This is a genomic window from Pseudomonas sp. H2_D02, assembly GCF_054677635.1.
On the sequence record NZ_CP162816.1, the window covers coordinates 25,794 to 51,775 of the forward strand.

Below are 25,982 nucleotides of genomic sequence, written 5' to 3' on the forward strand. Positions count from 1 at the left end.
CTGGCAGAATTATACGCATCTCAGCTCCGGTTTCTCTCGCCTCATGCCTGCCATTCCCACAGACCTTGCCACCCTCGCCCAATCCATCAAGGACTGGGGCCGCGAACTGGGTTTCCAGCAGGTCGGCATCAGCGGCCTGGACCTTGCCGAGCATGAGCAACATCTGCAACGCTGGCTCGAGGCCGGCTACCACGGCGAAATGGATTACATGGGCGCCCACGGCAGCAAGCGGTCGCACCCAGAGGAACTGGTGCCCGGAACATTGCGCGTGGTGTCCCTGCGCATGGATTACCTGCCGGGCGACACACAAATGGCCCAACTGCTCGCCGAACCGGAAAAAGCCTACGTATCGCGTTATGCGTTGGGCCGCGATTACCACAAATTGATCCGTAAACGCGTGCAACAACTGGCGGAAAAAATCCAGGCGGTCATCGGCCCTTTCGGCTACCGCGCCTTCGTCGACAGTGCGCCGGTACTGGAAAAAGCCATTGCCGAGCAGGCCGGACTGGGCTGGATCGGCAAAAACACCCTCGTGTTGAACCGCAAGGCCGGCAGTTATTTTTTCTTGAGCGAGCTGTTTGTCGACCTGCCGCTGCCGGTGGATCCGCCCCACGGCACCGAGCATTGCGGAAAATGCACCGCCTGCCTGGACATCTGCCCTACCAATGCTTTCGTCGGCCCTTACGTATTGGATGCCCGGCGGTGCATTTCCTACCTCACCATCGAATTGAAGAATGCCATCCCGGAAGAGCTGCGGCCGTTGATCGGCAACCGGGTGTTCGGCTGCGATGACTGCCAGATCGTCTGCCCCTGGAACCGCTTCGCCCGGCCGTCCGGTGAGAGCGATTTCAAGCCGCGCCATAACCTGGACAATGCCGGACTCGCCGAGTTGTTCCTGTGGGACGAGGAAAAATTCCTCAGCAGCACCGAAGGCTCGCCCTTGCGTCGCGCCGGTTACGAACGCTGGTTGCGCAACCTCGCGGTGGGCCTGGGCAATGCGCCATCAACGATTCCCGTGCTGCAAGCACTGGAGGCGCGGCGCGACTATCCATCGGAACTGGTGCGCGAGCATGTGGAATGGGCGTTGCGCCAGCACGCCGAGCGTCAGACTTCGTCGTTGTAGACGAACTTCGGCATTTCCCAATGGAAGCGGATTGCCAGGAGCCGCAGCAGGAAACCGCCGAACAAGGTGATGAGGATCGCCTGCTCGTTCGGCAGTTGCAGGAAGACACACAATAGATAGCACCACGCCGCGGCGAACGAGACGCTGGCGTAGAGTTCGCGACGGAAGATCAAGGGAATATCGTTACAGAAGATATCCCGCAGGATGCCGCCAAACACACCGGTAATCACGCCGCTGACCGAGGCCACCAACATGCCATGGCCCATTTCCAGGGCCGTCATGCAGCCGATCAGGGTAAATGCCACCAGGCCTACAGCATCGAGCACCAGGAACAACGAGCGCAGATGGCGCATCCAGCGCGCCAGGAACACCGTCAGCATCGCCGCTGCGGTGGTCAGCACCAGGTATTCCGGGTGCTTGACCCAAGTCAGCGGGTAATGCCCGAGCAGCACGTCGCGAACCGAGCCGCCGCCCAGCGCCGTGACACAGGCGATCAGCACCACGCCGAACCAATCCATGCCCCGCCGCCCGGCGGATAGCGCGCCAGTCATGGCTTCGGCGGTAATGGCGATCAGATACAGCATCAGCAACATGATGGCGGTCCTTACAAGAAGGCGCGCAGTCTAGCCAGTTTGGGCCGGCACCAAAAGAGGGCAAGGTCCCGCCTCCTGCCTGAGCGTGGCGAGGGGATTTATCCCCGCTGGGCTGCAAAGCAGCCCCAAATACAATCAACACCGACCGGCCTGACACAACCAAACATCAGGTCGAGGGGCTGCTCCGCAGCCCAACGGGGATAAATCCCCTCGCCACAAAAGCTTGCCCGCCAGTCGCTTGGGGTTAGCTCAGAACTTGATGAAGTGCTTGCGGTAATGCTGCAGCTCGGCGATGGATTCACGGATGTCGTCCAGGGCCAGGTGCGTGCTGCCTTTCTGGAAACTGTCGCGAACCTCAGGGGCCCAGCGGGCAGCCAACTCCTTCAGGGTCGAGACGTCGAGGTTGCGGTAATGGAAATAGCTTTCCAGGGATTTCATGTGGGTATACAGGAAGCGACGGTCCTGGCAGATGCTGTTGCCACAGATCGGCGACTTGCCTCTTGGCACCCACTGCTCCAGGAAGGCGATGGTCTGTGCCTCAGCCTCGGCCATGCTGATCTTGCTCTCGCGAACGCGCTGGGTCAGGCCCGAGCCGCCGTGCTGGCGCGTGTTCCACTCGTCCATGCCGGCGAGGATTTCGTCGCTGTGATGAATCGCGATCACCGGCCCTTCGGCCAGGGTGTTGAGGTCGCTGTCAGTGACGATGGTGGCCATCTCGATGATGACATCGGTGTCAGGGTTCAGACCGGTCATTTCCAGGTCGATCCAGATCAGGTTCTGCGGGTTTTGCATGGGGGAGCTCCTCGGCTTAGCTGCGCAGTTTAGCCTAGGCAGCGTCTCGGGCGTGCTAAACTCGCGGCCGTTTTACCCTATTCGCTGCATTTCTTCATACGGAACACCCATGGCCAAACGCCAACTCAATCGTCGTCAGAACTGGCGCATCGAAAAGATCCAGGGCGAGCGCGCCGCCCGTGCCGCCAAACGCGAATCCAGTGCGGTCGAAGCCCTGGAGGGGGGCGACCTGGGTCCTGAACAGACCGGCCTGGTGATCGCTCACTTTGGTGTGCAAGTCGAAGTCGAGGCCCAGGAAGGCGAACTGGCCGGCCAGGTATTCCGTTGCCACTTGCGTGCCAACCTGCCGGCGCTGGTGACCGGCGACCAAGTGGTCTGGCGTGCCGGCAACCAGGGCATCGGCGTGATCGTCGCGCAATTGCCGCGTCACACCGAGCTGTGCCGTCCGGACAGCCGGGGCCAGCTCAAGCCGGTGGCGGCCAACGTCGACATGATCGTCATCGTGTTCGCCCCGTTGCCCGAGCCTCACGCCAACCTGATCGACCGCTACCTGGTGGCGGCCGAACACGCCGGCATCCGCCCGCTGCTGCTGCTCAACAAATTCGACCTGATCGACGAGCACAACGCCCCGGCGCTGAACGCCTTGCTGTCGGTCTATCGGGACCTCGGTTATCCGGTGCTGGAGGTCTCGGCCCATCACGGCAACGGCATGGAGCAATTGCAACGGCAGCTGGACGGGCGCATCAGCGTGTTCGTCGGCCAGTCCGGGGTCGGCAAGTCTTCCCTGGTCAACAGCCTGCTGCCGGAGGTCGAGACCCGCGTCGGGCCGTTGTCCGAACTGTCCGGCCAGGGCACCCACACCACCACCACCGCGCGGTTGTTCCACTTCCCTGGCGGCGGTGAATTGATCGACTCACCCGGTATCCGCGAATTCGGCCTGGGCCATGTCAGCCGGGCCGATGTCGAAGCCGGGTTCATCGAGTTCAACGAGCTGATCGGCACCTGCCGCTTCCGCGACTGCAAGCACGACCGCGAGCCCGGGTGCGCCTTGCTCAAGGCCTTGGAAGAAGGCCGTGTGCACCAGCAACGGATGAACAGCTACCGCTCGATCATCGCCAGCTTGCCGGAGAGCAGTTACTGAGTTGGCTGGACGCCTTTGTGACGAGGGAGCTTGCTCCCTCGCCACAAAGGCAAGCAAGTCTCAAGCAAACCGATACCCACAAAAAAGCCGACATCGATGTCGGCTTTTTTGTGGGTCACTGCGCTGGCGGCTCCGCCGGTTTTGGCGCGGCGTCATCGAACAGGTTCAGGCGTTCTCGCAATTCATGGGCCGGCACGGGCTGTTGGTCCAGCCGGCAGCGCGTTCGGATCCGCCGCCGCGCCGGGTGTTGTCGCCGGCGCTTCGCCTGGAGCGCCTTGGCCCTGGGCAGGGTCTGGCGTTGGATCGTCGGTCTGCGAGCCCTCGATGGCTTTCTGCGCCTTCTTGGTCAACACCACGATATCGATACGCCGGTTGACCGGGTTGAACGGGTCTTTGCGATCGAACAGCGCCGAAGATGCATAACCGACCACCCGAGCCACTTGCTCATCCGGATAGCTGCCCGCCACCAAGGCACGTCGTGCCGCGTTGGCGCGGTTGGCCGACAACTCCCAGTTACCGAAATCACCCTTGCCCACGTAAGGCTTGGCATCGGTGTGACCGCTGATGCTGATCTTGTTCGGCACCGCCTTGATGGTATCGGCCATGGCCAGCAGGATGTCTTCGAAATAAGGCTTCAGGCGTGCGCTGCCAGAATCGAACATCGGCCGGTTCTCGGCATCCATGATCTGGATGCGCAAGCCGTTCGGCGTGATTTCGAACAGGATCTGGTCCTTGAACTTCTGCAGTTGCGGGTTCTCTTCGACCTTGTTCTGCAATTCCTGCAGGAGCAGTTCCAGGCGCTCGCGTTCGACCTGCTCGGCCATGCCTTCGACCTGCTCGGAATCCACCGTCACCTTGTCAGGCTGGGGCTGCGACTTGACCTCCGGGTTCAGGGTGGTGTCCGGCGCCAGGGTCGGCGAGCCGCCCAAGTCGATGATGTAGGGCGTGCCGCTTTCGGAAAAACCGACGGGGTCCTTGAAGTAACCGGCGATGGCGATCTTTTGTTCCGGCGTCGCGGTGGACAGCAGCCACAACACCAGGAAGAACGCCATCATCGCCGTCGCGAAGTCGGCGAAGGCGATTTTCCAGGCGCCCCCGTGATGCCCCGCGGCGATGCGCTTGACGCGCTTGATGATGATCGGCTGATTATTTTCCATGACTTAGCGACCGCGGACCGCTTGTTCCAACTCGGCGAAGCTCGGACGGTGCGCCGGGTACAGGACCTTGCGACCGAACTCCACCGCCAGGGATGGCGGCATGCCCGAGGCCGAGGCCACGAGCGAGGCCTTGATGGCCTCATACACATTGAGTTCTTCCTTGGCGTCATGGGCCAGGGAATGGGCCAGCGGACCGAAGAAACCGTACGCCGCCAAGATACCGAAGAAGGTACCCACCAGTGCCGCACCGACGTGCAGGCCGATGGATTTCTGGTCGCCATCGCCCAGGGACGCCATGGTCACCACGATCCCGAGTACCGCCGCGACAATACCGAAGCCGGGCATGGCGTCGGCGATGCCGGTCACCGCGTGGGATGGGTGCTCCAGGTCTTCCTTGAGGCTGTACAGCTCCATGTCGAACAGGCCTTCGAGTTCATGGGGCGCCATGTTGCCGGACGACATGATGCGCAGGTAATCGCAGATGAACGCCGTCATGCGGGCGTCCTTCAGTACGACGGGGTACTTGGCGAAAATCGGGCTGGCGGCGGCGTCTTCGATGTCGCCCTCGATCGCCATCATGCCTTCGCGGCGGCTCTTGTTGAGGATCTCGTAGATCAGCCCCAAGACTTCCAGGTAGAAGGTGTGGCTGAAACGCGAACTGAACATGCCCAGGGATTTCTTGAGCACGTGCATCGTCATGTAGCCGGGGTTGGCCTGCAAGAATGCGCCGAGGGCCGCACCGCCGATGATCATCACCTCGAAAGGCTGGATCAGGGCTGCGATCTTGCCATGGGAAAGCACGTATCCGCCGAGCACGCTCGCGAACACGACAATGATGCCGATAATTTTAGCCATAGATAGAAAGTACTTATTTAAGTCGGGTTCAAGGTCATATTCGGAAGCTGAAAAATCTCTTCTTCTACTTATCGGCAAAACTGCGCCAGACTATAGCCAGTTCCGGCGAAAAGCCAATTTTGCCCCGCTCCGGGCGCAGATACCCCATGCGATGATCACGTCCAACCATGGCTAACGAAACGAACGTTCCGACACCAAGACCGACCACGCTCGAAGGCTGGCTGAAGCTGCTCCAGGGCGTTCATCTACCGGTGCCCCAGGCCAGTCACGACCTGGTCTGCAAGGCGATCGCAGACAGTCGTCGCTCGTTGCGCGACATCGCCGAGCTTATGCAGGACAGCCCTGCCCTGGCCCTGAGCGTCATCCGCGAAGCCAATCATCACACCCATGGCACCCTGGCGGAGCCGGCGGAAAATCTCGAAGTGGCGATCAACCGCCTCGGCCTCAAGCGCACCGAGGAGCTGCTGGCGCGCCTGCCCTCGCTGCCGGAACACGAGATACCGGTTGCCCTGCGCCAGGTGCAACTGATCAGCCAGCACGCTAGCCAACAGGCCAATGGTTTTTTTGCCAGCCGCCTGGCGCGTCTGTGGCAGGACATCCATTGGGGCAGCCTGTTGTTTCTCTCGCCGCTCTGGCCGTTGGCGCTGACTCATCCGCGACTGCTGGGGGAGTGGGAACTGCGGGTGATCCACAAAGGCGAGCCCGCACGCAAGGTCGAGCGCGAACTGTTTGGCGTCAGCCTGCTGAAAATCTGCCTCGCGCTGGTGGAGGCATGGCGCCTGCCCATCTGGGTGGTGCAAGGCTATCGCCTGTTGCTGAATGAACGCCGCGAGCTGATTAAAGTGTTGCGCATTGCCCGCGACAGCGAACATCCGCTGCGCCAACAAAATCGACTGGATGACGACCCAACGCTGCGGCGCTGGCTCAACCAACCCGCCAACACGGTGCTGCTGGCCAACGGCCTGGCACTGTCGGCGCAACAGGCCTGGGACAGTCCGCACAGCGCTCGCTGGCAATACCTCACGAGCCTGTATCTGCAGATGCCGATGGACGAACTCCAGCAGCAGCTCCACCAGCAAGCCGCCACCAGCGCCCGCCATCACGCCATGCCGGACCTCTGGCACCCGGCCGTGGCGTTGATCTGGCCCTGGGGCAACCGCCGTGTTCACCCTGGCTTGTTGCCAGCCGCGCCGCCCAGCGCACAGGACCTGAGCCAATGGCGCAAGCAATGCGCCGAGCTGCTGCTGGAGCCGAGCCCGTTCAGCAACGCCATGCACCTGACCACCTCGGCCCGAAATGCGTTGGTGGCGTGCGGCATGCGCCGGGTGATGATTTTGATGGCCGACCGCAGCCAGACCAGCGTACGCGTGCATCAGACTGCCGGCCTGCCCAAGGAAGCGGCGGCGATGAGCTTTTCCATCAGCCAAAGCAAAGTCTTGCAGCGCTTGTTGGCCCAGCAAGCCCAGGTTCGCTTGAACCCCGAGAACAACGCTCAATTTTCCGCCTTGCTGCCTCCGGGCCTGCGCGCCTTGTTCCGGGGCGAGCACCTGCTGTTGCGCTCACTGACCTGCAATGGGCGGGTGATCATGTTGGTGGTCGTGGACCAGGGCGGCGGGCCGTTCTCGGACGTGACCGTGCAGGCCTTCGGCAAAACCGTGCAATGCATCGAAAGGGCCCTGCACACCTTTACCAACCGCGGCCGCTGAACTTGCTACAATCTTTTCCCTTTGCGCCCCCAGGAGACCTCACATGCCTGACTTCTCTGGCTTGCCGCTGGTAATCGAGCCGAGCGAGCTCTTGCCGCGCCTCGATACGCCCAATCTGATTCTGGTGGACCTGACCAGCGCCGCGCGCTACAGCAATGGCCATATTCCCGGCGCACGCTTCGTCGATCCGAAACGCACGCAACTGGGCCAGCCCCCGGCGCCGGGCCTGTTGCCGGCAAAGGCCGACCTGGAAGCGCTGTTCGGCGAACTCGGGCATGACCCCGGCGCGGTCTACGTGGTGTATGACGACGAAGGAGGTGGCTGGGCCGGGCGTTTTATCTGGTTGCTCGATGTGATCGGGCATTCGAATTATCACTATCTCGACGGTGGCCTGCTGTCCTGGCTGGACCTCGGCCTGCCAGTGTCGACCGAGGTCCCGGCGTCGGTCGCAGGTCCAGTCAGCCTGGTGCTGCACGAAGAACCCACCGCCACTCGCGAGTACCTGCAAAGCCGTCTCGGGGCCGCCGACCTGGCGATCTGGGACGCCCGTGGCCCGTTGGAATACTCTGGCGAGAAAGTCGTCGCCGCCCGGGGCGGACACATCCCCGGCGCGGTCAATTTCGAATGGACGGCCGGCATGGACCCGGCGCGCAGCCTGCGCATCCGCAAAGACATGCCGCAGATCCTCGAACAGCTGGGCATCACGCCCGACAAAGAAGTCATCACACACTGCCAGACTCACCACCGTTCTGGCTTCACCTACCTGGTGGCCAAGGCGCTCGGTTATCCACGGGTCAAAGGCTATGCCGGTTCCTGGGGTGAATGGGGCAACCACCCCGACACCCCCATCGAGCTTTGAAGATTTAAGGACAGTTAATGAAAAACCGCTTGTTCATCCTTTCCCAGTACCTGCTGCCGCACCACCTGCTGTCGCGGCTGGCCGGCTGCATCGCCGAATGCCGCGTGCGCTGGTTCAAGAACGCCTTCACGGCCTGGTTCGCCAAGCGCTACCAAGTGGACATGTCCCAGGCGCTGGTGGAAGACCTCACCGCCTACGAGCACTTCAACGCGTTTTTCACCCGTGCACTGAAAGACGGTGCGCGACCTCTGGATCAGACCCCCGGCGCAATCCTCAGCCCCGCCGACGGCGCCGTCAGCCAGCTCGGCCCGATCGAGCACGGCCGTGTGTTCCAGGCCAAGGGCCACAGCTTCAGCGTGCTGGAACTGCTGGGCGGTGATGCAGCCAATGCCGCGCCGTTCATGGGCGGCGATTTCGCCACCATTTACCTGTCACCCAAGGATTACCATCGCGTGCACATGCCGCTGGCCGGCACCCTGCGGGAAATGGTCTACATCCCTGGCCGGATTTTCTCGGTCAACCAGACCACCGCCGAAAACGTCCCGGAGCTGTTTGCCCGCAACGAACGCGTCGCGTGCATTTTCGACACCGAGCGCGGGCCGATGGCCGTGGTGCTGGTGGGTGCGATGATCGTCGCGTCCATCGAGACCGTCTGGGCCGGGCTGGTGACGCCGCCCAAGCGCGAGCTGAAGACCTTCCGCTACGACGAAGCCGCTCGTGCACCGATCCACTTGGAAAAAGGCACCGAACTGGGCCGTTTCAAGTTGGGTTCGACGGCCATCGTTCTGTTTGGTCCAGAGCAGGTGAAATGGGCCGAGGACCTGGTGGCCGGCTCGCCAGTCCAGATGGGCCAGGCCCTGGCACTGCCGAACGCCTGAGTCATCCAGGATGGTCATTCCTGCCCAAGGGCAGGAATGACCATTCTCAAACTACATACCCCGCCTACAGCTGCTAGAGTTGGAAACATCCCTTTCATTTCCCGCCGGAGCCCGTCCACGGCATGAATGAGACCAGCCCTCTCCAGCTACTGCGCATATCGACACCGACCCAGTCGCGCTTGTCCTTTTGCGATGCCACGCCACGCGACCTCAAGCGTTGGATCGCCAACCTGCCCAAGGCCAACATCGGCGAAACCGCCCGCCTGCTATACCAGGCGCTCGGCGAGCTGAACCAACTGCTCACGCCCAGCGATAACCGCCTGCAATTGCTGGAGCTGCTGCGGCCTGAGGTTTATTACGTCTGCAAGCACCTTGAGCGACACTTCCTGCAACAAGCCATCGTACTGGATGACCGCTCACGCAAGATCGTCAACCTGTGCCAGGCCCTGCAAGCCCACCTGGCAATGGGCTACAAGCAAATCGTCGGGCGAATCTCGGCAAAATTCTCCAAGGACCGGGCGCGCCTGCTGGCCACGGCATTGCAGCGGGCCACGCACGCCCTTGATGGAACCCTGTTGCGCGCCAGCCAGCTCTACAGCCCGGTGCCGGAGGGGCTCTGGCTCGATTTGCACCAACTGTACCGGATCGCTTGCCAACACAAATTGCAGCACCTGAGCGTCAGCGACGAACTGGCCAGCCAGATTCACGAATTGAATATCGAGCAGACCTACGTGGTTGCCCTGCTGTTGGGCGCCTCGCGCAGCAACCAATTGCGCCAGAGCCAGATCGCGCGGTTGGCCGAGGTCCTGGAACCGTGGAGCCATTGGGTCAAGCTGGACCCAGCCGTCACCGCCGCCAGCCTGTTCGCCGTCGCACCGGCACTGGACGTCGGGCCGCGTTATCGGTCGAAATTCCGCGCCGAACAGCAACCCACCCTGCTGGGTTTCGACCCCCAGCCGTTGGTGCGCGCCATCACCGCCCACCTGGCACAACCTGTCGAGTCGACCCTGACGGTCCCCGCCGGCATGAGCGCCGATACGCTGCATCACTTGCAAGCCGCCTGGGGCGAGGCCGCCGAACGCAGCTTCCAACGCACCGAGGGCAACGGTACGTTGACGCTGTGCGTGGGTATGAGCGCGCTGCACTATTATCTTGGGGGAGAGCGCTCGTTCAACGAGATACTCAAGACGCCCGGCCCACGCAAGGCGCACTTCGAAGCCTCGCCGACAAAGAAAAATGACACCTGGGACCAGGCCTTCGACGCCGCGCCCACCGGTGACAGCGAGCTTTTGCCCTACGAAGAAATCGAGTATCCGGTCAACCCGGCCGACGACGATGGCGCCAGCTCCGACAACCGGCATCATTTCCCTACTTACGATCTGCCGATCATCAACCACAGCCCCGGCGGCTATTGCCTTGGCTGGCCGAAAGAGGTGCCGGAACAATTGCAGGCCGGCGAAATGGTCGGCATCCGGGACACCAATGATCAGAGCTGGAGCATCGCCGTGGTGCGCTGGATCCGCCAGGTCCGCAATGGCGCCATGCAGATGGGCATTGAGCTGGTCGCACCGCATGCCCAGCCTTGCGGCCTGCAATTGCTTCGCGAGCAGAACGAACAAGGGCACTATCTGCGTGGGCTGCTGCTTCCCGAGATAAGCGCCATCGACCTGCCACCCACCGTGATCGCACCGCGCCTGCCCTTCCAGGAAGGCCAGAAGGTGTTGATCAACACCAACGGCCAGGAACGCCGCGCCGGCCTGGATCGCCGGGTGACCAGCACCCACAGTTTCAACCAGTTTGCTTATCGCCAGGAGGATTCAGGCACCAGCGGGGAGGACGGTACGCAGGACGGGGATTTCGATTCGTTGTGGAAGTCGCTTTAAAATACGGCAGGATCACGTGGCGAGGGAGCTTGCTCCCGCTGGGCCGCGAAGCGGCCCCGAAATCTGACACCCAGGTGTTTCAGGTTGGCCGCATTAGGCCTGCTGCGCAGGCCAACGGGAGCAAGCTCCCTCGCCACGAGTATGCGAAATTCACAGATCGGCGTTTGCTCAAACCTGCCCGTCGCGATCGCGGAAACCCAGCAAGTACAACACCCCATCCAACCCCAAGGTCGAAATCGCCTGCCGGGCCGACTGCTTGACCAATGGCTTGGCCCGGAACGCCACGCCCAGGCCGGCGATGGCCAGCATCGGCAGGTCGTTAGCGCCGTCACCCACGGCAATGGTCTGCTCCAGGCGAAGGCCTTCCTTCTCGGCTAATTCGCGCAGCAAGTCCGCCTTGCGCTGGGCATCGACGATCGGCTCGACGGCAACCCCGGTGACCTTGCCGTCCACCACTTCCAGTTCGTTGGCGAACACGTAGTCGATACCGAGCTTGGCCTGCAGTTGCTTGGCGAAATAAGTGAAGCCGCCGGACAGGATGGCGGTCTTGTAGCCCAGGCGCTTGAGTTCGGCAAACAGGGTTTCGGCGCCCTCGGTCAGGCGCAGGGAGGCGCCGATGGAATCGAGCACGCCGACGTCCAGCCCCTTGAGCAATGCGAGGCGTTCCTTGAAGCTGGCGCGAAAATCCAGCTCCCCGGCCATGGCCCGCTCGGTGATAGCCGAAACCTTGTCGCCCACGCCCGCCGCCTTGGCCAGCTCGTCGATGACTTCGGCTTCGATCAGCGTCGAATCCATATCGAACACCGCCAGGCGGCGGTTGCGGCGGAACAGCGAGTCCTCCTGGAAGGCGATGTCGACGTTCAGTTCCTGGGCGACGCTGAGGAATTCGGCACGCAGCGCCTGGGGATCGGCCGGTTCGCCGCGCACGGAAAATTCGATGCAGCCCTTGCCCTGGTCAGCCGGGGTATCGAGCGGCATGCGCCCGGACAGCCGGTCGATGTGGTCGATATTCAGCCCGTATTGGGCGGTGATCGAGCTGACGCGCTGCAACTGCTCGGCAGTCACCTTGCGGGTCAGCAGCGTCACGATATGGCGCTTCTTGCCCTGGCCGGCCACCCAATGCTGGTAATCGGCTTCGGACACCGGCGTGAAACGCACCTGCTGGTCGAGCTTGTAGGCCGTGAACAGGATGTCCTTGAGCACTGACTTGCTCTGTTCGGCGTCCGGGATTTCAACCAGGATGCCGAACGACAACGTGTCATGGATTACCGCCTGACCGATGTCGAGAATGTTCACACCACCCTGGGCCAGAACGCCGGTAATGGCCGCAGTCAGACCCGGACGGTCGCTGCCAGTGATGTTTATCAGGACGATTTCGCGCAAGGCGCACCCCCGCAGGTGGAAAAAAACCGCATTCTACCCACATTCAGTGACCATCGGGCACCGCCAGTGCTTTGCCGGTCATGGGCCTGTCGCTATACTGCGCGTCAATTTCACGGACAAAGAGCCGAGCTCAGTGAACCGGCCCACGCCAGTCAAAACCGACAATTTCTTCCTGCTGATCTTCCGTGCATTGCGCCATCGTCGCGTGCCGATTGCATTGCGCATCGCCAGCCATAACGTGATCCTGGTCGCCCTGGCCCTGGTCATCTATGCCTGCGTGATGGGCCTGCAATTCAAGCAGGCCATGCATGAGCAGGCGGATGCCTTGGGCGAAAGCCTGACCACCCAGACCGCCACGTCTGCCACCGAGCTGCTGGTGTCCAACGACATCCTCAGCCTCAACGTGCTGCTCAACAACCTGACCAAGAACAAACTGGTCGCCCACGCTGCCATCTACAGCGTGGACAACCGCATCCTCGCCGAGGCCGGCCAACGTCCCAAGCCTGGCCTGCTGGGCGAGACCGGTGGCATGTACCAGAGCAAGATCACTTTCCAGGACGTGACTGCCGGGCAACTGCGCATCAGCCTGGACATGGACCAGTTCCAGCAACCGATGACCATCAGCCTGCAGAGCATGGGCATCCTCAGCGCAATTTTGCTGGCGCTGGCGCTGGCCTTGAGCCTGCGCCTGGGACGGCACATCTCCACGCCGCTACTGCAACTGCGCGTCTGGCTGCGGGACATCGACGAACACACGCCGGCCACCCAGCGCCAGGACGAAATCGGCGACCTGGCCCGGCAGCTTCACGCCAGCTTCGCACCGGAACCGGAGCCTGTGCCGGAACCTGAAGACATCGATTACGTCGACGAAGACGATGCCGAGCCAGGCTTCGAGGTCCGCAACTTGCGTGACCCGGGCTTCGACGAAAGCACGCCGATGCCTGCCTCCCGCCCTGCGCCGCGCCATGTGGTGCGTGCTGTCGAAGATGAGGAAGACGACGACGCCTTTGCCGACTTGCGAGACGACTCGGTGGCCGGCGCCCCTCAACCGGCGGTCCGCCCTGTCGCCTCGAACCTGCCCCAGCACAGCGCCGTGCTGGCCGTGCAACTGGGCGCCCAGGATCAACTGCGCCGCCTGCCCCAGGCGCGCCTGAAGGAGCTGCTCGAACGCTATCGCGATTGCCTCGATCAGGCCGCATCGCTTTATCAAGGCGAACTGCACACCTTGAATGATGGCAGCACGCTGATGCTGTTCCACACCGAGGACAGCGGCGACGACTACCTGACCAATGCCATTTGCTGCGGTGAACTGCTGCGGGCGCTGGGTCACCAGTTGCAAATCGAAGTCGCCGACAGTGGCATTACCCTGCAATTGCAACTGGGCCTGACCTTGGGCGATGGGCTGTACGGCTTGAGCCAGATCGACCTGCTGCTGACCGAAACCGCCCAGGACGCATTGGCGCTCTCCCAGCACAGCCGCAATCTGCTGCTGGTGGAGCGCAAGATCAATGATGACGCGCTGATCCGCCAACGCGCGCGCATCCGCCCCATCGCCAGCCCCGAAGGCGCTTGCTGCGTGGAACGGTTGATGGAGCCTTATCCGTCGATGCTGGAGCGGCAGCTGGCGCGAATGCACGAGCGTCAGGCCTGAGGCCCGGGCCCTGAAATAATCAAGCCCGCAGATGAGTGATCATCTGCGGGCTTTTTATTGCCTTCACTGGCCTTATCGCGAGCAAGCTCGCTCCCACAGGGATCTTCATACGACTGTAGATCCCTGTGGGAGCGAGCTTGCTCGCGATAGGGCCAGGACAGGCACTAAATCCTTGGAGCCAGAAACAACAAAGCCCGCATCAACGCGGGCTTTGTTTTATATCCGTTCCAGTCATCAGAACCGGAACACTTCCATGTCGGTACGAATCGGCAGGGCCATCGGGATCTTGTCCTTTTCCTTTTCCACCGGCTTGGCCGGGGCCGGAGCTGCCTTGCGCGGCACTTCCGCGATAGGTGGCTGGTTGGCCAAAGGCTTGAGGGACACGGACAATTGCTCGGCCAGGCGCTGCAAAAGCACGCCTTGCGCCTGGACCTGTGCAGCGGTCGTACCTGCATGTTGTTCTTGCAGGTGAACGATGCGGTTCTCGCGAACCGTGCCGCGACGGTCGATCAGGCGCCATTGGGCATCGAGCACCGCGGGTTGGGATTTCCCTGAATCCAGCCGGGTGATCGACAACAGCACTTGCACATCCGGGGTGAACCCCTGGTTGGCCGGGGCCAGCACCACGCGCTGGCTGTCCAGGTGTCCGGCCACCTGGCGCAACAGCAATTGATCGATATCGGAAGACAGGCTACCAGCCCAACGACCATCAGTGGCGGCTTGCAGGCTGCCGTCGGGTTGGCGTTGCAACAGGGTTTCACGCTGCAGGTAGTCAGCGATCAGAACCGGGCCAAGCAATACGGCCATGCCTGTGCTTTGCGCAGGCTGGGCCGGGGTACCGCTGTCCAGCTGGTACAGCGACACCGGCTGGTTCATGCTGCAGCCCGCCAGGCCAAGCAGGCCGGCGAGCCACAAAATAGGAAGGCGCAGAGCAGTCATCGTCTCGTCCAGGTGGCGGCCACAAGGCTTACCACAGTGAAAAATACTCGGTCATTATGAAGAACGCTCGGCCACGCCGTGCGCTTGAAAGGGCCTATCATCCGTGAATATGCGTCCCGACTCCAGCGCCAAAACTCCGATCTGCGGCATTTAATCGCAGACCGAGCCCTCTAGCACGCTCAATTGAGGTTTTCGACGAGCAGCGCATCCACCCGCTGAAACCCCCTTGGAAGCTTGTTGCCCCGCCGACCGCGTTCACCTTTGTAATGCTCAAGATCGTCCGCTTTCAGTGAAAGCGTACGCTTTCCAGCCTGCAGCACAAGCGTGGCACCCTCCGGTATCACTGCAATATCCGTGACATATTCCTCGCGACTCGCCACCCGTTCGCCGGAAATCCCGATTATCTTGTTGCCTTTCCCTTTGCCGAGCTGTGGCAGGTCACTGATCTTGAACACCAGCAACCGCCCTTCTGTCGTCACCGACGCCAGCCAATTGTTCTCGCGATCGATGACCGGACGCGGTGCGATGACCTTGGCGTTGTTCGGCAGACTCAACAGCGCCTTGCCCGCCTTGTTCTTGGCTTGCAGGTCCTCACCCTTGACGACGAACCCGTAACCGGCGTCCGACGCAATTACGTACAGCCCGTCATCATCAGGCATCAGCACGCACTCAAAAGTTGCACCCGGCGGTGGCGTCAGACGACCGGTGAGCGGTTCGCCCTGGCCACGGGCCGATGGCAAGGTGTGGGCCGGCACCGAATAACTGCGCCCGGTGGAGTCGATGAACACCGCGAACTGGTTCGAGCGCCCAGGCGCCAAGGCCTTGAAACCATCCCCGGCCTTATAGGAAAGCCCGGCGGCGTCAATATCGTGACCTTTGGCGGAGCGTACCCAGCCTTTTTCCGAGAGCACGACGGTGACTTTCTCGTTCGGCAGCAGGTCGTGTTCGCTCAACGCCTTGGCTTCGGCGCGCTCGACAATCGGCGAGCGACGGTCGTCGCCGTAGGTTTCGGCATCCTTCAGCAGCTCGGTGCGCACCAGTTTCTTGAGCTTGGCTTCGCTGCCCAACAAGGCTTGCAGCTTGGCCTGCTCCTTGAGCAACTCGTCCTGCTCGGCGCGCAGCTTCATCTCTTCCAGGCGTGCCAACTGGCGCAGGCGGGTATCGAGGATGTAGTCGGCCTGGATTTCGCTCAGGGCAAAACGCTCGATCAGCTTGGCCTTGGGGTGCTCCTCGGTGCGGATGATGTGAATCACTTCATCCAGGTTGAGGTAGGCGATCAACAAGCCGTCCAACAGGTGCAGGCGGCGCTCGACCTTGTCCAGACGGAATTGCAGGCGTCGGCGTACGGTCTTGACCCGGAATTCCAGCCACTCCACCAACAACGCCCGCAGGTTTTTCAGTTGTGGCTTGCCGTCCAGGCCGATGATGTTGATGTTCACCCGATAGCTCGACTCCAGGTCGGTGCTGGCGAACAGGTGCTGCATCAGCGCGTCGTGGTCGACCCGGCTGTTGACCGGGATGATCACGATGCGGCAGGGGTTCTCGTGGTCGGACTCGTCGCGCAAGTCGGCCACTTGTGGCGCTTTCGACGGTTTTGCCTGCATCATCGCCGCAATCTGCTCCAGGACCTTGGCCCCGGACACCTGATGCGGCAGCGCCGTGACAATGATGTCGCCGTCTTCGATGTGGTATACGGCGCGCATGCGCACCGAGCCACGGCCGGTTTCGTAGATTTTCAGCAGATCGGCGCGCGGGGTGATGATCTCGGCTTCGGTCGGATAGTCCGGGCCCTGGATATGCTCGCAGAGCTGTTCAACCGTGGCTTTCGGCTCGTCCAGCAAACGCACGCACGCCGTCGCCACTTCCCGCAGGTTGTGCGGCGGCACGTCGGTGGCCATGCCCACGGCGATACCGGTGGTGCCATTGAGAAGGATGTTCGGCAAACGTGCCGGCAAGACCAAGGGCTCGTCGAGGGTGCCGTCGAAGTTCGGCCCCCAGTCCGCGGTACCCTGGCCCAGTTCGCTGAGCAGCACCTCGGAATAGCGCGACAACCGCGCCTCGGTGTAGCGCATGGCCGCGAAGGACTTGGGATCATCCGGCGCACCCCAGTTACCCTGCCCGTCCACCAACGTGTAGCGGTAGCTGAACGGCTGGGCCATCAGCACCATGGCTTCGTAGCAGGCCGAGTCGCCGTGGGGATGGAACTTGCCGAGCACGTCACCGACGGTACGCGCCGATTTCTTGTGCTTGGAGTCCGCGTCCAGCCCGAGCTCGCTCATGGCGTAGACGATCCGCCGCTGGACCGGCTTCAAGCCATCGCCGATGTGCGGCAAGGCGCGGTCCATGATCACGTACATGGAGTAATTGAGGTAGGCATTTTCGGTGAAGTCAGCCAGCGATCGGCGCTCTACGCCGTCCAAGCTGTCTGCAAGAATGTCGCTCATGCGGGCCTCATCAAGTTCGTTGTCTGGCGCAACGGCGTGGTGCCATCGCGCTGGGTAAATTCAAATTCTTCCGGGGCATTCGTGCCCAGCGGTAGCCCACTCATGGCGAGGCGCCCCAGCCACCGTCCGGCGCGGCGAAGCGCCAGATGATGGGCCGCCGCTCGCCATCGACACGGGCACCGTCGTTGTTGTCCAGGCCAATCCAGGCACCTTGGGCGTCCACCACCAGCGCTTCGGCCAGGCCATAGGCTTGCGAGTAACGACGATTATCCTGCAGCGCCTCGGCAGCGAACGACCAGCAGCGCTCGACTTGAGCGGTCTGCGGGTCGCGCCGGCAGATCTGATAGGCATTTCGCTCCAGGGTGAACAGCTTGCCCTCAAACAATGACAGGTCGGCAAAATCCCGCGATACGGCCTTGGCCTTGGGAAACTGCGGCGGCTGCATCTCCTGCCCCGCTTCGCTGAGCAGTACGCAATTGCCGTCGCAGTCCCATACCGTTTGCTGGCGCTTGATCAACAGCAAGCCACGACGCTCACGCTCGGCCGCCAGCCAGAGCTGGTCGCCGGCCGGGTTGACCGCAAGCCCTTCGAACAAGGCGTTGAAGTGCAACAACATGCCGCTGCCACGCGCCTGGCGGATCATCGTCGGAGCGATTTTCAACCACGATGCAGCGCCTGTCGTCGGTATTTGCAGCACGGCGGCATTGGACTCGCTGACCACATAGCGATTACCGGCGCTGTCGCAACTGATGCCTTCGAAATCCAGCTCGCCCCCGCGCAGGAACGACGCCGCCCAGGTGCGCGACCTCAGGCCCCACGGCAAATCGTTATCCGGCACGGTCGGCACCTGGATGTCGACTGTTTCAGCCTGCCAGACCGCTACATCGTTGGGTTTGAGGCGATAGATCCGGTCGTCGTCGCGGTCGGACACCGTCCACATCTCGTTGCCGCACAACGCCAAGCCGGAGAGGTTGCCGCCACGCATGCCATCGACGGCATGCTCGGCCAACAGCTTCAATTCCGGCGCGGGTCCTGCGACTGCTACCCCCGCCCACAGCAACAACGCCAGGGCGAAACCCTTGCGCATCAGGCCAGGACCTCGGCCAAGTCACCCTTGGATTCAAGCCAGGACTTGCGGTCGCCCGCGCGTTTCTTCGCCAGCAGCATGTCCATCATTTCCGTCGTCGCGGCGAAATCATCCAGGGTCAGCTGCACCAGGCGACGGGTGTTCGGGTCCATGGTGGTTTCGCGCAACTGCGGCGGGTTCATCTCGCCCAGGCCTTTGAATCGGGTGACCTGCGGTTTGCCGCGCTTCTTCTCGGCCACCAGGCGATCGAGAATGCCGTCGCGCTCGGCTTCGTCCAGGGCGTAGTAGATTTCCTTGCCCAGGTCGATGCGGTACAGCGGCGGCATCGCCACGTAGACGTGGCCGGCGTCCACCAGCGGACGGAAATGCTGGACGAACAGCGCGCAGAGCAAGGTGGCGATGTGCAGGCCGTCGGAGTCGGCGTCGGCGAGGATGCAGATCTTGCCGTAGCGCAACTGGGTCATGTCCTCGGCGCCCGGATCGACGCCGATGGCCACCGCGATGTTATGCACTTCCTGGCTGGCCAGCACTTCGCTGCCGTCCACTTCCCAGGTGTTGAGGATCTTGCCCCGCAGCGGCAGGATGGCCTGGAACTCCTTGTCCCGCGCCTGCTTGGCCGAACCACCGGCGGAGTCACCTTCCACCAGGAACAACTCGGAACGCATCGGGTCCTGCCCGGCGCAATCGGCGAGCTTGCCCGGCAATGCCGGCCCTTGGGTGATGCGCTTGCGCTCGACTTTCTTGCTGGCCTTGAGACGACGGCCGGCGTTGTTGATTGCCAGCTCCGCCAGGGCCAGGCCGGTTTCCGGGTTGGCATTGAGCCAGAGGCTGAAGGCGTCCTTGACCACGCCGGAGACGAACGCCGCCGCCTCGCGAGACGACAGGCGCTCCTTGGTCTGGCCGGAGAATTGCGGTTCCTGCATCTTCATCGACAGGACGAAGGCGATGCGCTCCCAGACGTCTTCCGGCGCCAGCTTCACGCCACGGGGCAGCAGGTTGCGGAACTCGCAGAACTCGCGCATGGCGTCGAGCAGGCCTTGGCGCAAGCCGTTGACGTGCGTACCGCCCTGGGCCGTGGGGATCAGGTTGACGTAGCTTTCCTGGACGCTTTCGCCGCCTTCGGGCAGCCACAACAGCGCCCAGTCCACCGCTTCCTTGTTACCGGCCAGGCTGCCACAGAACGGCTCGTCGGGCAGGCGTTCGAAACCGCTGACCGCGTCCACCAGATAGGAGCGCAGGCCGTCTTCGTAATGCCATTCGACTTTCTCGCCGGTGGCCTTGTCTTCGAAACTGACCAGCAGCCCCGGGCACAACACAGCCTTGGCCTTGAGCACGTGCTTGAGGCGGCTGACCGAAAACTTCGGTGAATCGAAATACTTCGGGTCCGGGGCGAAATACACGCTGGTTCCGGTGTTGCGCTTGCCGACGGTACCTACCACTTCCAGCTCGGTGGCCTTGTAGCCATCGGCGAAGGTCATCTGGTACTCATTGCCGTCACGCTTGACCCGTACTCGCACCTGGGTCGACAAAGCGTTGACCACGGAAATACCCACCCCGTGCAGACCGCCGGAAAACTGGTAGTTCTTGTTGGAAAACTTGCCGCCGGCGTGGAGCTTGGTGAGGATCAGCTCGACGCCCGACACGCCCTCTTCCGGGTGAATGTCCACCGGCATGCCGCGACCGTCATCGCTGACTTCCAGCGAATGATCGGCGTGCAGGATGACCTGCACCGACTTCGCATGCCCGGCCAAGGCTTCGTCGACACTGTTGTCGATGACTTCCTGGGCGAGGTGGTTCGGCCGACTGGTGTCGGTGTACATACCGGGGCGCTTGCGCACCGGGTCGAGGCCCGAGAGGACTTCGATGGCGTCTGCGTTATAAGAGCTAGCGCTGGGAGTGGCCATGGGGTCTCGTCGTCAGTGTTCAAATGAAAAAGGGGCGATGGCTCACAGCGACGTGAAGTCGATCGCCTGGTACAAATCGGCACCAATGCCGGCAAAACTCAACAGCGCCAGCAACTGCTGGGCAAACCCTTGGAAACTGTGGTCGCCGCCGGCCTGGATGCGCAAGGCACAGGCGCGGTAATACTGTTGGGCGTGGCGATAATCCAGCGTTTCGTCACCGGTTTGCAACCATACCTGAAACCGCTGCGGATCCCGGGGCGCCAGGCACTTCCAGCTCGGCCAGGGCCGTCACGTGGTCGTGGGTCAATTCCCAGGTTTCGTCGGTGTATAAATTCTTCTGCGTGCCCAGGTAGCCGTCGAACATCCGATGCGGGCTGACGGCCGGGTTGATCAACAGGGCCTTGAGGCCGTGGCGCTCGGCCAAGTGAGTCGCATAGTAGCCGCCGAGCGAGCTGCCGACCAGCAGTGGCCGGCCCAGTTCTGTAATCGCCTGTTCCAGCTGACCGATGGCCTGGCGGGGGTGGTGATGCAAAGCGGGCACTTGGAGCTGGTCGCTGAGGCCAAGGCGTGCCATCACTTCAACCAATTGGCAGGCTTTGGTCGATGCTGGGGCACTGTTGAAGCCATGGATATAAAGGATCGAACCCGACATTGCCGACTCCCTGGGTGTTGGGCAAAGGCCGGAGTTTACAGGGAGTTTGTGGGGATTGGCGGATGATCTGATGGTTATTAGGACAAACACAAAACCTGTGGCGAGGGGATTTATCCCCGCTGGGGCGCGAAGCGCGCCCAAAAAGCCGAATGCAGGACAGTCTGACGCCCCGAGGTGATTGGCCTTAGGGCTGCTTCGCACCCCAGCGGGGATAAATCCCCTCGCCACGAAAACCTACTCAGCCCTAGCGTGGATCGACGATGTCCAACGCCCGATTCGCCAGCAATTCACCGAGTTCGATCATCTGCTGCACTCCCAAGGCGAAATGCCGGCGCGAGCCCTCCAGATCGAAGGCCAGGTCACCGAGCATGGCAAAGCGCACTGAAGCTGGGCGGGCCTTTGATGAAGTCCGCAATGAACAGCAGTTTCAGGTCCATAGGTTTCAGCTCTCGCCATGGCATGGTCAGATCCTCGAAAACCGACCCTGCCAGTTAAAAACTGTTACCTATGTGAGTGAACTGATTTGTAACCCATGTGGGTGAGTCATACCCAAGCCTTTTTTGCTTACTTTTTTTGGCGTCTGAAAAAAAGTGAGCCGCCGTAAGGGCGGAACCCTAAGTAGCCGTTACCGCAGAAATGGATATGTACTCCGTCAAGCCGCCTTCGCGAGCAGGCTCGCTCCCACAATAAACAGGATCGAACTCAGTACCCGTTGGAACCATAGTCCGGAGTGAAAGCAAACCCAACCACCCGCTCAACCCCCGTCTCCAACCGCCCATCCGGCAAAAGCCGCAACCATCGATACCCCGGCGCCTGCGAGCCCACCGCAAAATCCTCACTCCCCGGCTCAAACTGAATACAGGTCGAAGGCGAAGCCAACAAACGAACCTCCTCGCGTACCTGGTCGATTTCCTGATGCACGTGCCCCCACAACACCGCCCGCACCTGCGGAAACCGATCCAACACCGCAAACAGCGCCTCGGGATTACGCAACCCGATCGGCTCCATCCACGTACACCCAATCGACACCGGATGATGATGCAGACACACCAGATGATGCCGCTCCGGCGCCTCGCTCAAGGCATTGGCCAACAGAATCAACTGCTCCTCGGCCAAAAAACCCGGCACCGAACCTGGCACGGCGGAATCGAGCATCGTCACCCGCCAATTGCCGATGTCCACCACCGGATCGAGCAACGTGCTCTTGACCGCCGCCCCGAGCATCACCTGCGGCTCATCGTGGTTACCCGGAATCCACCGCGCCGAGCGCATCGATTCGCGCGGTCAGTTGTCGAAACGCTTCGTAGGATTCCAGCGTGCCGTCCTGGGACAGATCGCCCGTGGCGAGCATCAGGTCAATATTCGGTTGTTGCTGGAGCACCAGGTCAACGACCGCCCGCAAGCTGTCACGCGTATTCATGCCCAGCAACGAGGCATCGGCCTCGGCGAACAGATGGCTGTCGGACAGTTGGACCAACAGCGCCGCATCGGCCGTGGTCAAGCTGGATACGCTCGGCAAATCGCTCTCTCCCAGGCGCAGTCACGCCGTTGCATGAAGCGGCAATTATGCTGGGGAAGATCGAAAGGGGAAACCCGTGAACCGGAACCGGTTCACAACCAGCGTTCACGACTACCGAACGACTTCGAACTCGTGGCCCAGCGCCAGGCAATGACTCAGCCACTCGCCCAGGAACAGGTTCAACTGGGCTTTTTCATCCGGCTGGTGCATTGACGCATTGGGGTAAGGATAGATGCCACGAAAGCGTCGTGCATGTTCGGCGCTGACAACCTCGGCCATGCGCGCATCGTGATAGACCTGAACTTCCAGCTGCGGCACCGGCAGCCATGGCAGGCTGTGTTCCTGGCGGACCTGCAAAGTCGTGGTGTACGGGCAAGTCTGCAGCACTTCGAGGGCCAGCACGCCGAGCATCTGGTCACCGTGGGTCACGGCGATGCGACGCGGCAATGGGTCGTTGCGCATGTCCGGCAACAAGCGCATCAAGCGGGCGTAGTTGGCCTCGCAGGCAGCCTGCAACCCCACCAGATCGACGCGATAACGATCGCGCAGCTTGTTCAGGACCATAGCCCCCTCACTTCATCACGGTTCAAGGCCAGCCATTGCAAGGCAATGATGCTGGCCGCGTTGCAGATACGCCCGTCGCGCACTGCTTGCAGCGCGTCTTCGAAAGCCCAGACCTTCACGCGAATATCTTCAGCTTCTTCCAGCAGGCCATGCAGGCCGCCCGCCCCCGTGCTGTCGCAACGCCCCAGGAAAAGATGCACGAATTCGTCACTGCCGCCCGGCGATGGAAAATATTTGGTCATCGGCCAGAGCGCGGCGAAGACAAGCCCAGCTTCCTCCTGCGCTTCACGATGAGCAACTTCTTCCGGCTGCTCGTCCTTGTCGATCAGGCCGGCCACCAGTTCCACCAGCCAGGGATTAGCGCTTTTACCCATGGCACCGACGCGAAACTGCTCGATGAGCACCACTTCATCGCGCTGCGGGTCGTAGGGCAACACGCACACCGCGTCATGGCGGACGAACAGCTCACGGCTGATTTCACGGCTCATGCCACCGGCGAACAGTTCGTGGCGCAGGCGCACGCGATCAAGTTTGTAGAAGCCCTTGTAGCAGCTCTCGCGCTCGACGATTTCCACGGTGCTCGGTGTGGCGTTGGCGAAATCAGTCATGACAATCCTCGTGTGCAATGGATCAATACGAGGTTCCAACCTCGACTTCGCGCCATCCTAACGCGCCCGTACCGTTTGATGCAGCCCCTTTCCGGTGATCGGGATGGACGGCTGCCCTTAAAATTACTCTAATGAGCTTAGTGGCGAACTGATTGCCCTGCTGACAGTCGAAGCGGGTAACTTTTCGCCTTTCCCTGTTCCACGAAGGACGCCCATGTCGCTTTACAAAATTGCTTCCCTGGCCGCCATTGCCCTGACCCTGGGTGCGTGCCAAAGCCTGTTCCAACCCAATTATCGAGCGCCGCTGGAGACCACTCGCGATGCCTCGGAGCAATTGCAACCCGGCTGCGCCAGTGCCGACTGCCCACTGGTGAACATCGACACCCTGCACTTTCCCACCGAGCCCGCGCTGGACGGCATCGTCGAGAAACGCTTGCTACAACTGACCCGCACCCCGGGCGCTCCGGTGGCGCCGACGCTGGCGGCCTACCGCGAGCAGTTCCTGCGCAACGCCGCGCCGCGCAACAGCAGCTATTTGCAAGCCAAGGTACGCGAGCAGCATGACGGCTTGGTGATCATCGAGTTGTCCAGCTACCTGGACACCGGCGGTGCCCACGGCACGCCGGGTCGCGGCTTCATCAATTATTCGCGCCAGCAACACAAGGTGCTTGAGCTGTCGGACATGCTGCTGCCGGGCCAGGAAGAAGCGTTCTGGAAAGCCGCCCAGGTCGCCCACAACAGTTGGCTGATCAGCACGAAGCTGGATCAGGAACCGGACTTCCTGAAACAGTGGTCCTTCCAGAAAACCCCGCACATCGCGCTGACCTACGGCGGGGTGATCCTCAAGTACGAAGTGAGCACCATCGCGCCGTATGCCCTGGGCCACATCGAACTGAAGATCGCCTATCCACGCCTCAACGGCATCCTCAAGCCCGAGCTGTTTCCCGGCCGTAGCTGAAGGCCCGGCCCAGCAGCAGTTGCAGCAACCCCGCCAGGATCAGCGACGGCAGGGTTGCGCCGATGTCCGGGTAGAAATTGGCCAGCAGGTGATAAGTGCTTACCCCGCCCAACCAGGCCAACAGGGCCGGCCAGCGCAACGCGGCCGACTGCACTTGGCCGCTGCGTTTGCGCAGGATGAAGTGGTCCACCAGCACCACGCCGAACAACGGCGCGAACACCGAACCGATCAGCAACAGGAAGTTCTGGTATTGCGCCAACGGTGCAAAGCAGGCGATCAATGTGCAGATGACACCAATCGCCAAGGCCAGGTGCTCAACCTTCAATCCTGAAAGCATGCCGCTGGACACCGCTGCCGAGTGGATGTCGGCGAAGGCGTTTTCCGACTCGTCGAGCAGGATCAGCAGCAGCGGGATACCCAACCCGGCACCGGCCAGGGCCAGCAGCAACGCGTTGACTTCGCCACTCGGTGCGAACGCCAGGGTGTAGGCCACGCCCAGGCTCATCAGCCAGAAATTACCAATGAAGAAGCCCACGGCAGTGCCGCCGAAGACATTCTTGGCGCGCTTGCCGAAACGCGAGTAGTCGGCGATCAGCGGCAGCCAGGACAACGGCATCGCAATGGCGATATCAAAACCCACCGCCAGCGGCATCGAGCCATCGCCGGCCTGCGCCCACAGTGCGGCCAGGTCAGCCTTGGCGAACAGGTTCCAGGTCAACCAGATGCAAGCCGCCAGCAGCAACCAGATGCCCCATTTGCGCAGGACCTTGCGCACGAAGGTCAACGGCCCACTCACAGCGAGCAAGGTCGCCAACGCGCCGAAGAACAATGTCCACAGCAAAGGGTTCGTGCCCAAGCTGCCTTCACTGAAAGCCCGGGCGCCAAGCAGGCTGGCGGCATCGCGCATGACGATGATTTCGAACGAACCCCAGCCAATCAGCTGCAGCAGGTTCAACACCGCCGGCACGCTCGCACCCTTGCTGCCGAGGCTGAGCTTGAGGGCGGCCATGGCCGACAGGCCGGTGTCGCTGCCGATCACCCCGACCGCCGCCAGCAGCAGGACGCCCACCAGCGTGCCGAGGAAAATCGCCAGCAACGAACCGCTCAGGCCCAGGCCCGGCGCGAGCAAGGCGCCGACTTGCAGGACCATCAGGCCGATGCCGAGGGAGAACCACAGGGAAAACAGATCGCGGGCGCCGAAGACGCGTTTGTCCAGGGGGACTGCGGTGTCGGGGGAGTAGGTGCTGGGTTGGATGTTCAAGGGTGGTTATCTCAGAGGGATATTT

19 protein-coding genes and 5 pseudogenes are annotated in these 25,982 nt (G+C 62.0%); 8 read left to right on the plus strand and 16 right to left on the minus strand.

Annotated features, from left to right (window positions below):
* The first annotated feature begins 43 nt into the window (after nucleotides 1-43).
* Nucleotides 44-1,123 carry a tRNA epoxyqueuosine(34) reductase QueG gene (gene queG / locus AB4N42_RS00125; protein ID WP_198797219.1) on the plus strand — a complete coding sequence of 360 codons (1,080 nt, stop codon included), beginning with the start codon at nucleotides 44-46 and terminating at the stop codon, nucleotides 1,121-1,123.
* Here queG and AB4N42_RS00130 read toward each other — a convergent pair.
* Together AB4N42_RS00130 and orn are read right to left on the minus strand one after the other, a co-directional pair.
* On the minus strand, nucleotides 1,105-1,719 hold the full coding sequence (locus AB4N42_RS00130) for a trimeric intracellular cation channel family protein (RefSeq protein WP_170866829.1): 615 nt from the start codon (nucleotides 1,717-1,719) through the stop codon (nucleotides 1,105-1,107). The genes queG and AB4N42_RS00130 overlap by 19 nt on opposite strands.
* Before the next feature lie 246 nt (nucleotides 1,720-1,965).
* Nucleotides 1,966-2,508, minus strand: coding sequence for an oligoribonuclease (gene orn, locus AB4N42_RS00135; protein ID WP_030140170.1), 543 nt, complete (start codon nucleotides 2,506-2,508; stop codon nucleotides 1,966-1,968).
* Nucleotides 2,509-2,617: 109 nt separating this feature from the next.
* Here orn and rsgA point away from each other — a divergent pair, with 109 nt between their 5' ends.
* On the plus strand, nucleotides 2,618-3,649 hold the full coding sequence (rsgA, locus tag AB4N42_RS00140) for a small ribosomal subunit biogenesis GTPase RsgA (protein WP_053117887.1): 1,032 nt from the start codon (nucleotides 2,618-2,620) through the stop codon (nucleotides 3,647-3,649).
* 115 nt (nucleotides 3,650-3,764) lie between these two features.
* Here the strand turns inward: rsgA and motB are convergent.
* A pseudogene (gene motB, locus AB4N42_RS00145) lies at nucleotides 3,765-4,806 on the minus strand (flagellar motor protein MotB).
* Nucleotides 4,807-4,809: 3 nt separating this feature from the next.
* The gene (gene motA, locus AB4N42_RS00150) at nucleotides 4,810-5,661 is read right to left on the minus strand and encodes a flagellar motor stator protein MotA (RefSeq protein WP_460115692.1); all 852 of its coding nucleotides are present in this window, start codon (nucleotides 5,659-5,661) and stop codon (nucleotides 4,810-4,812) included.
* A gap of 167 nt (nucleotides 5,662-5,828) precedes the next feature.
* Between motA and AB4N42_RS00155 the strand changes: the two genes are divergently transcribed.
* The 4 genes from AB4N42_RS00155 (at nucleotide 5,829) to AB4N42_RS00170 (ending at nucleotide 10,987) form a co-directional block, all read left to right on the plus strand.
* Nucleotides 5,829-7,367: an HDOD domain-containing protein gene (locus AB4N42_RS00155; RefSeq protein WP_217861117.1), complete on the plus strand. Its 1,539-nt coding sequence runs from the start codon at nucleotides 5,829-5,831 to the stop codon at nucleotides 7,365-7,367.
* Between the two features lie 43 nt (nucleotides 7,368-7,410).
* Nucleotides 7,411-8,226: a rhodanese-like domain-containing protein gene (locus AB4N42_RS00160; RefSeq protein ID WP_460115693.1), complete on the plus strand. Its 816-nt coding sequence runs from the start codon at nucleotides 7,411-7,413 to the stop codon at nucleotides 8,224-8,226.
* Between the two features lie 17 nt (nucleotides 8,227-8,243).
* Nucleotides 8,244-9,104: an archaetidylserine decarboxylase gene (asd, locus tag AB4N42_RS00165; RefSeq protein WP_460115695.1), complete on the plus strand. Its 861-nt coding sequence runs from the start codon at nucleotides 8,244-8,246 to the stop codon at nucleotides 9,102-9,104.
* 122 nt (nucleotides 9,105-9,226) lie between these two features.
* A complete protein-coding gene (locus AB4N42_RS00170; RefSeq protein WP_198797223.1) occupies nucleotides 9,227-10,987 on the plus strand; it encodes a molecular chaperone in 1,761 nt (586 codons plus the stop codon).
* A 168-nt stretch (nucleotides 10,988-11,155) separates the two neighbouring features.
* Here AB4N42_RS00170 and serB read toward each other — a convergent pair whose 3' ends face one another.
* Nucleotides 11,156-12,370 carry a phosphoserine phosphatase SerB gene (gene serB / locus AB4N42_RS00175; protein WP_030140177.1) on the minus strand — a complete coding sequence of 405 codons (1,215 nt, stop codon included), beginning with the start codon at nucleotides 12,368-12,370 and terminating at the stop codon, nucleotides 11,156-11,158.
* A gap of 133 nt (nucleotides 12,371-12,503) precedes the next feature.
* On the opposite strand from serB, the gene AB4N42_RS00180 reads away from it, so the two are divergent.
* Nucleotides 12,504-14,021 (plus strand): AhpA/YtjB family protein, encoded by a 1,518-nt coding sequence (locus AB4N42_RS00180; RefSeq protein WP_407684275.1) that lies wholly within the window; start codon nucleotides 12,504-12,506, stop codon nucleotides 14,019-14,021.
* A gap of 234 nt (nucleotides 14,022-14,255) precedes the next feature.
* On the opposite strand, the gene AB4N42_RS00185 is transcribed toward AB4N42_RS00180, so the two are convergent.
* The 10 genes and pseudogenes from AB4N42_RS00185 to AB4N42_RS00230 form a co-directional block, all read right to left on the minus strand.
* Nucleotides 14,256-14,960: a PqiC family protein gene (locus AB4N42_RS00185; protein WP_030140179.1), complete on the minus strand. Its 705-nt coding sequence runs from the start codon at nucleotides 14,958-14,960 to the stop codon at nucleotides 14,256-14,258.
* Between the two features lie 179 nt (nucleotides 14,961-15,139).
* Nucleotides 15,140-17,404, minus strand: a complete 2,265-nt coding sequence (gene parC, locus AB4N42_RS00190; RefSeq protein WP_198797224.1) for a DNA topoisomerase IV subunit A — start codon at nucleotides 17,402-17,404, stop codon at nucleotides 15,140-15,142.
* A gap of 100 nt (nucleotides 17,405-17,504) precedes the next feature.
* Nucleotides 17,505-18,491, minus strand: a complete 987-nt coding sequence (locus AB4N42_RS00195) for an esterase-like activity of phytase family protein (protein ID WP_431146400.1) — start codon at nucleotides 18,489-18,491, stop codon at nucleotides 17,505-17,507.
* A complete protein-coding gene (parE, locus tag AB4N42_RS00200) occupies nucleotides 18,491-20,395 on the minus strand; it encodes a DNA topoisomerase IV subunit B (protein WP_030140182.1) in 1,905 nt (634 codons plus the stop codon). The genes AB4N42_RS00195 and parE overlap by 1 nt, the downstream gene beginning before the upstream one ends.
* Before the next feature lie 42 nt (nucleotides 20,396-20,437).
* Nucleotides 20,438-21,047: pseudogene (locus tag AB4N42_RS00205) on the minus strand (YqiA/YcfP family alpha/beta fold hydrolase).
* Between the two features lie 244 nt (nucleotides 21,048-21,291).
* A pseudogene (locus tag AB4N42_RS00210) lies at nucleotides 21,292-21,420 on the minus strand (DUF6124 family protein); the annotation flags it as partial.
* Nucleotides 21,413-21,508, minus strand: a pseudogene (locus AB4N42_RS00215) (helix-turn-helix domain-containing protein); the annotation flags it as partial. The pseudogenes AB4N42_RS00210 and AB4N42_RS00215, both read right to left, overlap by 8 nt.
* Before the next feature lie 241 nt (nucleotides 21,509-21,749).
* Nucleotides 21,750-22,566, minus strand: a pseudogene (cpdA, locus tag AB4N42_RS00220) (3',5'-cyclic-AMP phosphodiesterase).
* A gap of 111 nt (nucleotides 22,567-22,677) precedes the next feature.
* Entirely contained in the window at nucleotides 22,678-23,130 is a 453-nt protein-coding gene (locus AB4N42_RS00225) for a DUF1249 domain-containing protein (protein ID WP_024618006.1), read from the minus strand.
* A complete protein-coding gene (locus tag AB4N42_RS00230) occupies nucleotides 23,121-23,738 on the minus strand; it encodes an NUDIX domain-containing protein (protein WP_030140185.1) in 618 nt (205 codons plus the stop codon). The genes AB4N42_RS00225 and AB4N42_RS00230 overlap by 10 nt, the downstream gene beginning before the upstream one ends.
* 214 nt (nucleotides 23,739-23,952) lie before the next feature.
* Between AB4N42_RS00230 and AB4N42_RS00235 the strand changes: the two genes are divergently transcribed.
* The gene (locus tag AB4N42_RS00235) at nucleotides 23,953-24,696 is read left to right on the plus strand and encodes a DUF3298 domain-containing protein (RefSeq protein WP_030140186.1); all 744 of its coding nucleotides are present in this window, start codon (nucleotides 23,953-23,955) and stop codon (nucleotides 24,694-24,696) included.
* Here the strand turns inward: AB4N42_RS00235 and cytX are convergent.
* Complete coding sequence (cytX, locus tag AB4N42_RS00240; protein WP_198797229.1) at nucleotides 24,665-25,957, minus strand: putative hydroxymethylpyrimidine transporter CytX; 1,293 nt, start codon at nucleotides 25,955-25,957, stop codon at nucleotides 24,665-24,667. The two genes, AB4N42_RS00235 and cytX, sit on opposite strands and share 32 nt — an antisense overlap.
* Nucleotides 25,958-25,982 lie beyond the last annotated feature (25 nt).

Bases quoted from the DNA above. Each gene is read 5' to 3' on its own strand.
- AB4N42_RS00185 (WP_030140179.1), bottom strand. From the start codon at position 14,960: ATGACTGCTCTGCGCCTTCCTATTTTGTGGCTCGCCGGCCTGCTTGGC.
- AB4N42_RS00230 (WP_030140185.1), bottom strand. From the start codon at position 23,738: ATGACTGATTTCGCCAACGCCACACCGAGCACCGTGGAAATCGTCGAG.
- queG (WP_198797219.1), top strand. From the start codon at position 44: ATGCCTGCCATTCCCACAGACCTTGCCACCCTCGCCCAATCCATCAAG.
- rsgA (WP_053117887.1), top strand. From the start codon at position 2,618: ATGGCCAAACGCCAACTCAATCGTCGTCAGAACTGGCGCATCGAAAAG.
- orn (WP_030140170.1), bottom strand. From the start codon at position 2,508: ATGCAAAACCCGCAGAACCTGATCTGGATCGACCTGGAAATGACCGGT.
- motA (WP_460115692.1), bottom strand. From the start codon at position 5,661: ATGGCTAAAATTATCGGCATCATTGTCGTGTTCGCGAGCGTGCTCGGC.
- AB4N42_RS00155 (WP_217861117.1), top strand. From the start codon at position 5,829: ATGGCTAACGAAACGAACGTTCCGACACCAAGACCGACCACGCTCGAA.
- parC (WP_198797224.1), bottom strand. From the start codon at position 17,404: ATGAGCGACATTCTTGCAGACAGCTTGGACGGCGTAGAGCGCCGATCG.
- AB4N42_RS00170 (WP_198797223.1), top strand. From the start codon at position 9,227: ATGAATGAGACCAGCCCTCTCCAGCTACTGCGCATATCGACACCGACC.
- parE (WP_030140182.1), bottom strand. From the start codon at position 20,395: ATGGCCACTCCCAGCGCTAGCTCTTATAACGCAGACGCCATCGAAGTC.
- AB4N42_RS00235 (WP_030140186.1), top strand. From the start codon at position 23,953: ATGTCGCTTTACAAAATTGCTTCCCTGGCCGCCATTGCCCTGACCCTG.
- AB4N42_RS00225 (WP_024618006.1), bottom strand. From the start codon at position 23,130: ATGGTCCTGAACAAGCTGCGCGATCGTTATCGCGTCGATCTGGTGGGG.
- AB4N42_RS00195 (WP_431146400.1), bottom strand. From the start codon at position 18,491: ATGCGCAAGGGTTTCGCCCTGGCGTTGTTGCTGTGGGCGGGGGTAGCA.
- AB4N42_RS00160 (WP_460115693.1), top strand. From the start codon at position 7,411: ATGCCTGACTTCTCTGGCTTGCCGCTGGTAATCGAGCCGAGCGAGCTC.
- asd (WP_460115695.1), top strand. From the start codon at position 8,244: ATGAAAAACCGCTTGTTCATCCTTTCCCAGTACCTGCTGCCGCACCAC.